Below are 11,990 nucleotides of genomic sequence, written 5' to 3'. Positions count from 1 at the left end.
AGGACGCGGTCGGGGTCACCGGGTCCCCCGCTCGGTGTACTTCTCCAGCGCGCCGGCCTCGTCGCCGGTGATGATCTGCGGTCCGGTGAGCACCGGGCGCCCGCCGCCGAGCACATCGGCGTTGTAGCGGTAGAGCCAGAGCAGGTCGACCGCCTCGTACCCCTGGAGGTAGGGCTGCTGGTCGACGGCGAAGCCGAGGGTGCCGGCCTTGAGGGCGGCGGCGACCTTGGCGTTCAGGTCGAAGGTGTCGATCTCGGCCTTGCTGCCGGCGGACGCCTTGGCCTTGACTGCGGCGTCGGCGAAGGGGGCGCCCAGGGTGACGACGCTGTCGATGCTCTTGTCCGCCTGGAGCTTGGCCTCGATGGACGCCTGGACGTCGGGCATGCTCGTGCCGTCGACGTACAGGTTCTCCAGGCTGCCGCCGAAGGTCTTCTTCGCGCCCGCGCAGCGCGCCTCGTGGCCGACGTTGCCCTGCTCGTGGATGACGCAGAGGGCCTTCTTCCTGCCCCGCTTCTCCAGCTCGTCACCGACGGCCTCACCGGCGATGGTCTCGTCCTGGCCGATATGGGTGATCGCGCCGTACGCCTTGGACTCCTCCGTACCGGAGTTCACGGTGATCACCGGGATGCCGGCCTTGACGGCCTTCTCGACGACGGCCTTCATGGCGTCGGGCTTGGCGAGCGTGACGATCAGCCCGTCGACCTTCTTGTCGATGTAGGACTGGACGAGCTGCGCCTGCTGCTGTCCCTCGTCGCTGTAGGCGTACAGGAACTTGATGTTGTCCTTGACGGCCGCCTGCTTGGCGCCCTCCTGGACGATGTCCCAGAAGCTGTCGCCGTCGCCCGAGTGGGTGACCATGGCCACGGTCCACTCGGGGGTGTTCACCGCCGCCCTGCCCTGGGCGGCGGCGTCCCGGGCCCGATCCTCCGCGCGCTTGCCCCCGGTGCTGCTGCAGCCCGCGAGGGCCATCGCCCCGAGCGCCACCGCGAGCACCGCGCCTGTCGCGCGTACCCCTGTCCGAACCGTTGCCACGACGCCGTGCCTCTCGCTGTAAGTCCCTGGTGCGGCCGGTGGCGTTACGGAGAGTCGTGCAGACATGGCAGACAGACACTCGTGCGGACCCGGCCCGGCGCCCAAGTATCGGTCATGGACGACCATGACCGATTCATCGGGTACGGGAAGGGCAGCGGAGCGTGGCGGATAGGGATTAGGACGCTACGGGCGGACCAGGAGCTGGAACTCGAAGGCGTACCGCGAGGCGCGGTAGATGTGCGAGCCGAATTCCACGGCGCGGCCGGTGTCGTCGAAGGTCGTGCGCTCCATGGTGAGCAGCGGGGCGCCGAGGTGTTCGGTGAGCCGCTCGGCCTCCTCGGCGGACGCGGCGCGCGCGCCGACCTTCTGCCGGGCGCTGTGCAGGGTGATGCCGGCGGAGCGCATCATCCGGTAGAGGCCGGTGCTCTCCAGGCGTTCGGTGTCGCAGTCGAAGAGTCCGACGGGGAGCCGGTTGCGGAGGAAGGCCATCGGCTCGTCGTGCGCGTACCGGAGGCGTTCGACGAGGAGCACCTCGGCGCCCTGGGGGATCCCGAGCGCGGCGGCGACCTCGGCGGTGGCCGGTTCGACGGTGTTGCGCAGGACGCGGGTGGCGGGGCGCTGGCCGGCCGCCTCCAGGTCGTCGTAGAGGCTGCTCAGCTCCAGCGGGCGCTTGACCTGGCTGTGGACGACCTGGGTACCGACGCCGCGCCGGCGTACCAGCAGCCCCTTGTCGACGAGCGACTGGATGGCCTGGCGGACGGTGGGGCGGGACAGGCCCAGCCGGCCCGCCAGTTCGATCTCGTTGCCGAGCAGGCTGCCCGGCGCGAGTCCACCGCGTTCGATGGCCGCCTCCAACTGCTGGGCGAGCTGGAAATAGAGCGGGACCGGGCTGGTGCGGTCGACGCCGAGCTGGAGCTGCGGGGGCGAGGTCGGGGTCGGGGGCGGGGTCGGCGGGGCGCTGTCCGGCCGCTGGGCGCTTTCCGGCTGCTGAGAGGACACGTGCCGAGGGTAGTCGGCATGCCATGTTGACGGGAAGTCGGGAGGTTAGATTGTCCGGACAAATAATCGGCGGAGTGCGAGGCCGTCGACACGGCGGGCGGGCGGCGGGCGGACGCGGCGGGTGTTTCCACCACCGCTCTACCACCGTACGGGGAGCCCGCGCACCCCTCTGATCAGCAGGCCGGGCAGCCACTCGTAGGGGCCCGCGTCCGGGTCGAGGGCCAGGTCGGGGCAGCGCTCCAGCAGCGTACGGAGGGCGACGCGGGCCTCCAGCCGGGCCAGCGGGGCGCCCACGCAGAAGTGGATGCCGTGGCCGAAGGCGAGATGGCCGGGGCCGCGGCCCGCGGCGGCGGAGCGGCGGATGTCGAAGGTGTCCGCGCCGGGGAAGCGGGCCGGGTCGCGGTTGGCCGAGGCGATGCTGACCAGGACCGTCTCCCGCGCGGGTATCTCCACGTCCCCGTAGGAGACCGCTTCGCGGGCGAACCGTACGGTACTGGTCTCGACCGGGCCCTCGAAGCGCAGCACCTCCTCGACCGCGCTGTCGATCAGCCCGAGGTCGGCACGGAGCGCGGCCAGCTGTTCCGGGTGGCCGAGCAGGGTCCTGACCGCGTTGGCGATCAGGTTGACGGTCGTCTCGTGGCCGGCGATCAGCAGGATGTACGCCCAGGCGCGCAGCTCGGCGGCCGACAGTTGGTCGCCGTCCTCCGCGCGGGCGCGCAGCAGCGAGGAGAGCAGATCGTCGGCGGGACCCGCGGCGCGTTTGTCCTCGATGAGCGAGTCGAGATAGGCGACGAGTTCGACGGTGGCGCTGTGCGCCCCGGAGGGTGCGGTCGGGGCGACGATCTCGTTGGTCCAGGCGCGGAAGGTGTCGCGGTCGGCGAGCGGGACGCCGAGCAGCTCGGAGATGACCGTGATGGGCAGGGGAAAGGCCAGCGAGTCGACCAGATCGCCGCGGCCGGCCGGGATCATCGCGTCGAGGAGTCCGTCGGTGATGTGCTGGATACGCGGCAGCAGCCGCTCGGCGCGGCGCCCGGTGAACTCGGGGGCGACGAGCTTGCGCAGCCGGGTGTGGTCGGGCGGGTCGAGACCCAGGACGTGCGGGCCCACCACGAGATCGACCGGCGCGTCGCGGCCACGGGTGGCCACGTCCTTGGAGAACCGAGGATCGGCGAGCGCCTCGCGCGCCTCCTCGTATCCGACGATCAGCCAGAACCGCCAGCCGTCCCGGGCGATCACCTCGTGCACGGGGCCCGCCTCGCGCATCTTCGCGTAGTACGGGTAGGGGTTGACGTTGAAGTCCGGTCCGTAGTCTGCCAGTTCGATAGCCGCCATCGATTCAGCGTACGTCGCGGCCCGGACCGCCCCACCTATTCGCGCGGCCTCTGATTCGCGTCATGCACCAACAGGGCGATCTGGACCCGGTTGTTGAGGCCGAGCTTGGCGAGGATCCGGGAGACATGCGCCTTGACCGTGGGGACGCTCATGTAGAGGCGCGCGGCGATCTCCGCGTTGGAGCTGCCCTCGCCGACCGCGTGCGCGACCTCCCTTTCCCGCTCGGCGAGCGCGGCGAGCCGGTCCGCGGCGGCGTCCCCGCGCGCCGCCCCGACGGGCTCCTCCCCCGCCACATGGCCGATCAGCTGGCGCGTCACCGCGGGCGAGAGCACCGGATCGCCGGCCGCCACCCGCCGTACGGCCGCGACGATCTCGGCGGGCGGGGTGTCCTTGAGGACGAACCCGGCCGCGCCGGCGCGCAGCGCCCGCAGCACCTGCTCGTCGGCGTGGAAGGTGGTCAGTACGAGGACCTCGGGGGCGCCGGGGCGAGCCCGCAGCGCCTCGGTCGCGGTCAGTCCGTCCACGGCGGGCATCCGGATGTCCATGAGCACCACATCGGGCGCGACCCGCTCGACCAGCGCCGGCACCTCGGAGCCGTCGGCCGCCTCCCCCACGATCTCGATGTCCCCCGCGCCGCCGAGCATGAAGGTGAGCCCGGCACGGACGAGCGCGTCGTCGTCGACGATGATCAGTCGGATGGTCCTGGTGGTCATGGGGTCCACGGTAGCCAGGCCCGTACGGCGAATCCGCCGTCCCCCGTCGGGCCGTGCTCGAACCGGCCGCCGGCCAGCGCCGCCCGTTCGGTGAGCCCGATGAGCCCCTGCCCGGATCCCGGCACCTCGGTGACCTCGCCCGGGGGCGCGGCGTTGCGCACCTCGATGGTGAGGCCGTCGCCTGGACCGCCGCTCACCTCGACGGCCGCGCGGGCGCCGGGCGCGTGCTTGCGTGCGTTGGTCAGGCCCTCCTGGGCGACGCGGTACGCGGTACGGCCGGTGGCGGCGGTCACTGCGGCCGGGTCGCCGATCCGGCTGTCGAGCGTGACGTCCATGCCGGCCAGCCGGACCTCGTCGACCAGCGCGTCCAGGGTGGCCAGCGTGGGCTGCGGCCGGTCGCCCTCGTCGCCGTCCGGGGCCCGCAGCACCCCGATGATCATGCGCAGGTCCTGGAGCGCCTCGTGCGCGCTGTCCCGGATGACCCCGGCCGCCCGGGCGACCTCCGGGGCCGGTGCGTCGGGCCGGAATTCGAGCGCGCCGGCGTGCACGCTCAGCAGCGTCAGCCGGTGCGCCAGTACGTCGTGCATCTCGCGGGCGATGGCCTCGCGGGCGAGCCGCTGCGCCTGTTCCGCGCGGAGCCCGGCCTCGGCCTCGGCCCGCAGCGCCCGTTCGCGCAGCGCGACGACGAGCTGGCGGCGGGCCCGTACGAGCAGGCCCCAGCCGGTCGCGAGGAGGACCAGGATCACGGTCGCGATCAAGGCGGTGATCAGCGACTCGGAGGGATCGGGCCGGAAGACCGCCGCCACCACCCCGCACACCGTCATCAGCCCGGCCACGACGGCGACGGGCCGGTAGGAACGGTGGACGGCGACGCCGAACAGCGCCGCGAGCCCCGCCCCGCCTGCGGCCGGCGCCACCGCGTTCAGCAGCGCCAGCGCGACCGCGATCCCCACCGGCCAACGCCGGCGCGCCCACAGCGCGCAGCAGGCGAGCAGGCTCGCGACGAAGTCGAAGATCACGACGGCGTCCGTGTTGCCCGCCTGCTGGCCCGCCTCGACGGTGACCAGCGCGACCAGGACGGCGAACAGGAACATCAGTGTGTCGGTGATCCAGTCGCGCACGGTACGGCGGGGCCCGGCCCTGCCGCGGTCGCCGGGCAGCTCGGGCCCTCGGGGGCCGATCATCTCCGAGGGGAGCAGCCAGGGGTATTCCGTGCGTGTCATACCGCCCAAGCTACGCAGGCGGGAGGCGGCGCGGAGGGCCCCGCCGCCGGGCCGCTACCAAAGTCGCGGCATCGCCGACTTCGGTCCCCGGCGGGCGCCGTTCAGCCGCCCAGCTCCCGGTGGCGGGCGGCCAGCCGCTCCGCGCCCCGGCCGGTCAGGGAGCCGAAGAGCCGCAGCCGCGAGATCCCGCCGTCGGGGAAGATGTCGATCCGTACCTCCGACGCGACGACGGCGGCGGGCAGGACGAAGCGGTGGTTGGTGTCGGGCTGGAGGGCGGTCCTGGGCAGGATCTCGGTCCAGTCGCCGTCGCCGCCGTCGCCGTCTCCCTCCCGTACGAGCAGGGTGGCCCAGCCCGCCACGTTGCCCTTCAGATACGCGGTGTCGATCTCGACCGCGCGGATCTCGGACGTCTCCACCAGCCGGTAGCGGATCCAGTCGTGGCCCAGGTCGCGGCGGCGCCGGGTCTCCCAGCCGTCGTCCATCCGGCCTGAGCGGCCCGGCCTGATGGTGTTGGCGGCGGGCGAGTAGAAGCGGTCGGAGGCGTCCTCGACCCGGCCGCCGTTCTCCAGGGCGACGAGGTCGAACGTGCCGAGTGTGCCGAGCCACGCCGGGTCGGGCGCCACCTCCCCGTACACGCGGAGCCGGGCGATCCCGCCGTCGGGGTGCTGGTTGACCCGCAGATGGGTGAAGCGGCGCTCGGTGTCGACCGCGAAGCCGTTGGCGGCGTGGCCGCCGATGGCCGTACGGGGCACGAGGACCGTCCACTTCACCCCGTCGGCGAGGAGGTCCTCCGGGGACGGGGTGCCGGGCAGGGAGGTGGCCTCGACGGAGACGGCCCGCGGGTAGTTGCCGCGGAAGTGCGCGGTGTCGACGACGATGCCACGGATCACCCCGGGCGCGCCGAGCCGGACGAGCGCCCAGTCGTGGTCCTCGGCGGTGGGGTGGGGGCGCGCGGTGCCGGCGCCACGGCGGCGGCGGGTCTCCCAGCCGTCCATGATCTTGCCCTTGTGGCCGAACCGCTCCGGCTCGAAAGCGGCGGGCTCCGGGTTGAGCAGGTTCTCCCGCTCGGCGAAGAACTCGTCGTTGGCGGCCGTCACCCCGGCACCGAGGCGCCGGTCCGCGAGGTCGGTGAGGTGGGTGAAGGGGAAGTCGGTGGTGCGGTAGTCGGCGTACGGGTCGCCACCGCCGTACGGCCGGGCGTCGCCGGTGAACTGGGCGGCGGGGAGCCCGTCATGGACGGAGCGGGGGGCGTCGGACACGGTCGGATCGTCCTTCACGGTCGGTGGTTCCTTTCGAGCAGACGGCCGGACGGCGAGGCGAAGACGCCGTCCCGGACGACCGGGACACCGCGCAGCCAGGTCGACCGTACGACTCCGTACAGGGTGCGGCCCGCGTAGGCCGTCACCCGGTTGCGGTGCTGGAGTGCCGCCGGGTCCACCGTGAAGGACTCCTCGGGCGCGAGGACCGCGAAGTCCGCGTCGCGGCCTGCCTCGATGGCGCCCTTGCGGGTCAGTCCCGCCAGCGCGGCGGGGCCCGCCGACATCCAGCGGACGACGTCCTCCAGCGGCAGGCCGCGGCGGCGCGCCTCGGTCCACACGGCCGGGAGGCCGAGCTGGAGGGAGGAGATACCGCCCCAGGCGGTGGCGAAGTCGGGCGTCTTGAGATCGGTGGTGCAGGGCGAGTGGTCGGAGACCACGCAGTCGATCGTGCCGTCGGCGAGTCCCTGCCACAGCGCGTCCTGGTTGGCGGCCTCGCGGATCGGCGGGCAGCACTTGAACTCCGTGGCGCCGTCCGGGACTTCCTCGGCGGTGAGGGTGAGGAAGTGCGGGCAGGACTCGGCGGTGATCCGGACGCCCGCGCGCCGGGCGTCGGCGATGAGCGGCAGGGCGTCGGACGACGACAGATGCAGGACGTGCACGCGTGCGTCGAGCCGCTGCGCCTGTGCGACGAGGGCCGCGATCGCCGCGTTCTCGGCGCCGCGCGGCCTGGACGCGAGGAAGTCGGCGTAGGCGGGCCCGCCCCGCTGGGGCGCGGTGTCCAGGGTGTGCGGATCCTCGGCGTGCACGATCAGCAGTCCGCCGAAGCCCGCGATCTCGGCGAGCGAGCGGCCCAGCCGCGCCTGGTCCAGCTCGGGGAACTCCTCGACGCCGGACGGGGAGAGGAAGCACTTGAAGCCGAAGACCCCGGCGTCGTACAGCGGTCTGAGGTCCTTGACGTTGTCCGGGATCGCGCCGCCCCAGAAGCCGACGTCGACATGGACCTGACCGCGCGCGACATCCCGCTTGACGTCGAGATGAGCGACGGTCGTGGTGGGCGGCAGCGAGTTGAGGGGCATGTCGAGCAGCGTGGTGATCCCGCCGGCCGCGGCGGCTCGGGTGGCGGTCCAGAAGCCCTCCCACTCGGTCCTGCCGGGGTCGTTGATGTGCACGTGCGTGTCGACGAGACCGGGCAGTACGGCGTCGTCCCCGACGTCCTCCAGCCGGGCGCCGGGCGGTACGTCGGCCTCGTACGGCAGGACGGCCGCGACCGTGCCGCCGGAGACGGCGATGGAGGCGGGGCGCGTGCCGTCGGGGGTGAGGACGCGCGTCGAACGCAGGATCAGGCTCACATCGGACACGCGGGCCCCTTCTTCGCTCTTCGCTTGCTTCAGCTCTTCGCTTGACTTCAACGAACTGTTGAACGGACTGTTCGAGGAGTCTTCACTCCGGGCCGCGACCCCGTCAAGGGCACCCGGGGCCGACGCGCGTGGCCGGTAGGCTACGCGACGGCCGGTCACCGCCCCCCTGTCCCGCCGCCGCGCAACCCAGCACCACCCAGCACCACCCAGCCGAAAGGACCGTTGCCGTGCCGTCGTCCAGCGCCAGCGCCACCGACTCCGCCAAATCCGCCTCGGGCGGCGGCGTCCAGTCCCTGGAGCGCGCCTTCGACCTGCTCGAACGGATGGCGGACGCGGGCGGCGAGGTCGGCCTGAGCGAACTGTCGGCCAGCAGCGGTCTGCCACTGCCCACCATCCACCGGCTGATGCGCACCCTGGTCGTCTGCGGGTACGTACGCCAGCAGGCCAACCGGCGGTACGCGCTCGGGCCGCGCCTGATCCGGCTCGGCGAGTCGGCGTCGCGGCTGCTGGGCACCTGGGCGAAGCCGTATCTGGCGCGGCTGGTCGAGGAGACCGGCGAGACCGCGAACATGGCGCTGCTCGACGGCGACGAGGTCGTCTATGTCGCGCAGGTCCCGTCCAAGCACTCGATGCGGATGTTCACCGAGGTGGGCCGCCGGGTGCTGCCGCATTCGACGGGGGTGGGCAAGGCGCTGCTCGCCCATACGCCGCCGGAGGAGGTGCGCGCGCTGCTCGCCCGGACGGGCATGCCGGCCGCCACCGAGAAGACGATCACGACGCCCGACGGCTTTCTGGCGGCCCTGGAGCTGGTGCGCGGTTCGGGGTACGCGATCGACGACAACGAGCAGGAGATCGGCGTGCGCTGCCTGGCGGTCCCGGTCCCCGACTCCCCCACGGCCGCCGCGATCTCCATCTCGGGCCCGGCGGGGCGGGTGACGGAGGAGGCGACGGAGCGGATCGTGCCGGTGCTCCAGGAGGTGGCGCGGGAGCTGTCCGCGGCGCTGGCGAACACCACGGGCTGAGGTCCGGGGCCCGGCGCGACGGCGGCCCGATGGCGCGACGGCGGCCCAACGGCACCGCGGCCCGACGGGACCACGCCTCAACGGGACCGCGTCTCAACGGGACGGCGGCCGGTGCTCACCGAAGAGATCGACCGCGTTCCGTACGTCCATCAGCGGCTGCGCGAGCGCGCTGACCGAGCCGATCGAGCCCACGATCAGCAGCAGCGAGCGGCGCATCCTGGCGGCCTCCGGCGCACCGGCCGCCACCATCGCTGCGAGCGCCGCGAGTTCGTCCTCGGCGATCGCCCGGTCCCTGAACTCGGTCTGATACCCCGCGAGTTCACGCCGGAGCCGGGACACGGCGGCGCCCAGCTCCATGGTTCTCGGGTCCGCACCCTGTTCGGTCACCGACGTCTGCCCCACGCTCCGCAACACAGCTCTCCCCCTCACCCCTCCGCCCCGGACACGCCGTTGTGCCGGGTACGACTCCGCGCAGATATAGCGATTCCCTCTTGGACGATGGTCAATCGCCAAGGTTCGCGGGCAAGTTAACGCCATACCGGTCGGTACGCGCCACTCCGCGTCCCGGGGTGACGAGGCCGCGCGGCGCGGCGAGTGGTAAGCAGGGAGCATGGAAGGCACACCGCCGACGCCCCCCGGGGCCGCGTCTCCCGCCCCGCCCCGCCCGCCCGTGGCCGGGCTGCTGCTGGCGGCGGGCGGTGGCCGCAGGCTGGGCGGGCGCCCGAAGGCGCTGCTGCCGTACCGGGGGCGCCCCCTGGTCGAGCACGCGGCGCGGGTGCTGCGGGCGGGCGGCTGCGGTCCTGTGCATGTGGTGCTGGGCGCGGCGGCGCACGAGGTACGGGAGCGGGCCGCGCTGCCCGGCTGCGTACTGGTCGGCAATCCGCGGTGGGCGGAGGGCATGGGCTCGTCGCTCCGCGCGGGGCTGGACTCGCTGGCCGGTACGGACGCGCGGGCGGCGCTCGTCCTCCTGGTGGACCAGCCGGGGATCGGCGCGGCGGCGGTGGCCCGGGTCGTGGCCGCGTACCGCGACGCGAACGCGGACGCGGATTCACTCGTATCGGCGTCGTACGGCGGCCGGCGTGGCCATCCGGTGCTGTTCGGCGCCGGGCACTGGGCCGGGATCGCGGCGGCGGCGCACGGCGACCGGGGGGCGCGGGGCTATCTGGGGGCGCGCGAGGGGGAGATCACTCCGGTGGAGTGCGGGGATGTCGCGGAGGCGTTCGACATCGACACGGAGGAGGATCTGTGGCGCCTGGACCCGCCCTCGGGCCCTCCCTCCACTTCAACAAAGCATTGAACTTCCACCATGAGGAAACTACTATCCACGGGTCAGAAGCGTCCCTGAAGGAGTGACCGCTCATGTCCGCACCGGCGCCCACCCCGCTGGCCATCGTCGACGCCGAGCCCCTGCCCCGGCAGGAGGAGGTACTCACCGAGGCCGCGCTCGCCTTCGTGGCGGAGCTGCACCGGCGGTTCACCCCCCGCCGTGACGAGCTGCTGGCCCGCCGTGCCGAGCGCCGCGACGAGATCGCCCGTACCGCCGCCCTGGACTTCCTGCCGGAGACCGCCGCCGTACGGGACGACGGGAGCTGGCGCGTCGCGCCGGCGCCGGCCGCGCTGAACGACCGCCGCGTCGAGATCACCGGCCCCACCGACCGCAAGATGACCATCAACGCCCTCAACTCGGGCGCGCGGATCTGGCTGGCCGACTTCGAGGACGCCTCGGCCCCCACCTGGCGGAACGTGATCGGCGGCCAGCTCAACCTGCGCGACGCCTACCGCCGCCGTATCGACTTCACCGACCCGGGCTCCGGCAAGTCGTACGCGCTGAAGGACGCGGACGCGCTGGCCACCGTCGTGATGCGCCCGCGCGGCTGGCATCTGGCGGAGCGCCATCTCCAGCTGGACGGCGAGCAGGTGCCGGGGGCGCTGGTCGACTTCGGGCTGTACTTCTTCCACAACGCGAAGAAGCTGATCGAGCTGGGCAAGGGCCCGTACTTCTATCTCCCGAAGACGGAATCGCATCTGGAGGCGCGCCTCTGGAACGACGTCTTCGTCTTCGCCCAGGACTATGTGGGCATCCCGCAGGGCACCGTCCGCGCGACGGTGCTGATCGAGACGATCACCGCCGCGTACGAGATGGACGAGATCCTCTACGAGCTGCGCGACCACGCGTCCGGGCTCAACGCCGGCCGCTGGGACTATCTCTTCTCGATCGTGAAGAACTTCCGTGACGGCGGCCCCAAGTTCGTCCTGCCGGACCGCAACGCGGTGACAATGACGGCTCCCTTCATGCGCGCCTACACCGAACTCCTCGTCCGTACCTGCCACAAGCGCGGCGCGCACGCGATCGGCGGCATGGCGGCCTTCATCCCCTCCCGGCACGATGCCGACGCCAACCGAATCGCCTTCGAGAAGGTCAAGGCCGACAAGGACCGCGAGGCCGCCGACGGTTTCGACGGCTCCTGGGTCGCCCACCCGGGCCTCGTCCCCGTCGCGATGGCCTCCTTCGACGCGGTCCTGGGCGACCGCCCGAACCAGAAGGACCGCCTCCGCGAGGACGTCTCCGTCGCCCCCGGCGACCTCACCGCCATCGACTCCCTCGACGCCCGCCCCACCTACGAGGGCCTGCGCAACGCCGTCCAGGTCGGTATCCGCTACATCGAGGCCTGGCTGCGCGGCACGGGCGCCGTCGCGATCTTCAACCTCATGGAGGACGCGGCGACCGCCGAGATCTCCCGTTCCCAGATCTGGCAGTGGATCAACGCCGGCGTTGAATTCCCCTCCCCCGACGGCACCGACGTACGGGTCACCCCCGACCTCGCCCGCCGGCTGGCCGCCGAGGAACTCACCGCCCTCCGCGCCGAACTCGGCGAGGAAGCCTTCGCCGCCGGCCGCTGGCAGCAGGCCCACGACCTCCTGCTGACCGTGGCCCTGGACGACACCTACGCCGACTTCCTGACCCTCCCGGCGTACGAACAGCTCCGCGGCTGACCGCGCTTGACCCTCTCGTCACGTCAGGCCGGAGACTTGACGTGACGAGAGGTGGTTT

The 11,990-nt window shown here is 72.7% G+C and carries 11 protein-coding genes; 3 read left to right on the top strand and 8 right to left on the bottom strand.

Features of this window, described 5'->3' with window-relative positions:
* Positions 1 to 15: 15 nt before the first annotated feature.
* The 7 genes from AB0389_RS12090 to allB all read right to left on the bottom strand — a co-directional run bounded on the left by AB0389_RS12090 (position 16) and on the right by allB (position 7,916).
* Positions 16 to 1,032: a sugar ABC transporter substrate-binding protein gene (locus AB0389_RS12090; RefSeq protein WP_366395236.1), complete on the bottom strand. Its 1,017-nt coding sequence runs from the start codon at positions 1,030 to 1,032 to the stop codon at positions 16 to 18.
* Positions 1,033 to 1,215: 183 nt separating this feature from the next.
* Entirely contained in the window at positions 1,216 to 1,887 is a 672-nt protein-coding gene (locus AB0389_RS12085; protein WP_366395284.1) for a GntR family transcriptional regulator, read from the bottom strand.
* 282 nt (positions 1,888 to 2,169) lie between these two features.
* Positions 2,170 to 3,363, bottom strand: a complete 1,194-nt coding sequence (locus AB0389_RS12080) for a cytochrome P450 (protein WP_366395235.1) — start codon at positions 3,361 to 3,363, stop codon at positions 2,170 to 2,172.
* Positions 3,364 to 3,398: 35 nt separating this feature from the next.
* A complete protein-coding gene (locus tag AB0389_RS12075; protein WP_366395234.1) occupies positions 3,399 to 4,076 on the bottom strand; it encodes a response regulator transcription factor in 678 nt (225 codons plus the stop codon).
* Complete coding sequence (locus AB0389_RS12070; protein ID WP_366395233.1) at positions 4,073 to 5,299, bottom strand: histidine kinase; 1,227 nt, start codon at positions 5,297 to 5,299, stop codon at positions 4,073 to 4,075. The genes AB0389_RS12075 and AB0389_RS12070 overlap by 4 nt, the downstream gene beginning before the upstream one ends.
* 101 nt (positions 5,300 to 5,400) lie before the next feature.
* Complete coding sequence (alc, locus tag AB0389_RS12065; protein ID WP_366395283.1) at positions 5,401 to 6,558, bottom strand: allantoicase; 1,158 nt, start codon at positions 6,556 to 6,558, stop codon at positions 5,401 to 5,403.
* A 14-nt stretch (positions 6,559 to 6,572) separates the two neighbouring features.
* Positions 6,573 to 7,916 (bottom strand): allantoinase AllB, encoded by a 1,344-nt coding sequence (gene allB, locus AB0389_RS12060; protein ID WP_366395232.1) that lies wholly within the window; start codon positions 7,914 to 7,916, stop codon positions 6,573 to 6,575.
* 227 nt (positions 7,917 to 8,143) lie between these two features.
* On the opposite strand from allB, the gene AB0389_RS12055 reads away from it, so the two are divergent.
* Positions 8,144 to 8,938, top strand: coding sequence for an IclR family transcriptional regulator (locus AB0389_RS12055; RefSeq protein ID WP_366395231.1), 795 nt, complete (start codon positions 8,144 to 8,146; stop codon positions 8,936 to 8,938).
* A 93-nt stretch (positions 8,939 to 9,031) separates the two neighbouring features.
* Here the strand turns inward: AB0389_RS12055 and AB0389_RS12050 are convergent, their stop codons facing one another.
* On the bottom strand, positions 9,032 to 9,352 hold the full coding sequence (locus AB0389_RS12050; protein ID WP_366395230.1) for a DUF5955 family protein: 321 nt from the start codon (positions 9,350 to 9,352) through the stop codon (positions 9,032 to 9,034).
* Between the two features lie 196 nt (positions 9,353 to 9,548).
* On the opposite strand from AB0389_RS12050, the gene AB0389_RS12045 reads away from it, so the two are divergent.
* Both AB0389_RS12045 and aceB read left to right on the top strand, forming a co-directional pair.
* Entirely contained in the window at positions 9,549 to 10,235 is a 687-nt protein-coding gene (locus tag AB0389_RS12045) for a nucleotidyltransferase family protein (RefSeq protein ID WP_366395229.1), read from the top strand.
* 62 nt (positions 10,236 to 10,297) lie between these two features.
* A complete protein-coding gene (aceB, locus tag AB0389_RS12040; RefSeq protein ID WP_366395228.1) occupies positions 10,298 to 11,932 on the top strand; it encodes a malate synthase A in 1,635 nt (544 codons plus the stop codon).
* The last annotated feature ends 58 nt before the right edge of the window (positions 11,933 to 11,990 follow it).

It is taken from the genome of Streptomyces sp. NPDC093109, from assembly GCF_040701725.1.
In the GTDB taxonomy this organism is placed as follows: domain Bacteria; phylum Actinomycetota; class Actinomycetes; order Streptomycetales; family Streptomycetaceae; genus Streptomyces.
This window is presented reverse-complemented; position numbering and strand designations above follow the sequence as displayed.

Coding starts and splice junctions, on each gene's coding strand:
- AB0389_RS12080 (WP_366395235.1), bottom strand. CDS start 3,363: ATGGCGGCTATCGAACTGGCAGACTACGGACCGGACTTCAACGTCAAC.
- AB0389_RS12075 (WP_366395234.1), bottom strand. CDS start 4,076: ATGACCACCAGGACCATCCGACTGATCATCGTCGACGACGACGCGCTC.
- AB0389_RS12070 (WP_366395233.1), bottom strand. CDS start 5,299: ATGACACGCACGGAATACCCCTGGCTGCTCCCCTCGGAGATGATCGGC.
- AB0389_RS12045 (WP_366395229.1), top strand. CDS start 9,549: ATGGAAGGCACACCGCCGACGCCCCCCGGGGCCGCGTCTCCCGCCCCG.
- aceB (WP_366395228.1), top strand. CDS start 10,298: ATGTCCGCACCGGCGCCCACCCCGCTGGCCATCGTCGACGCCGAGCCC.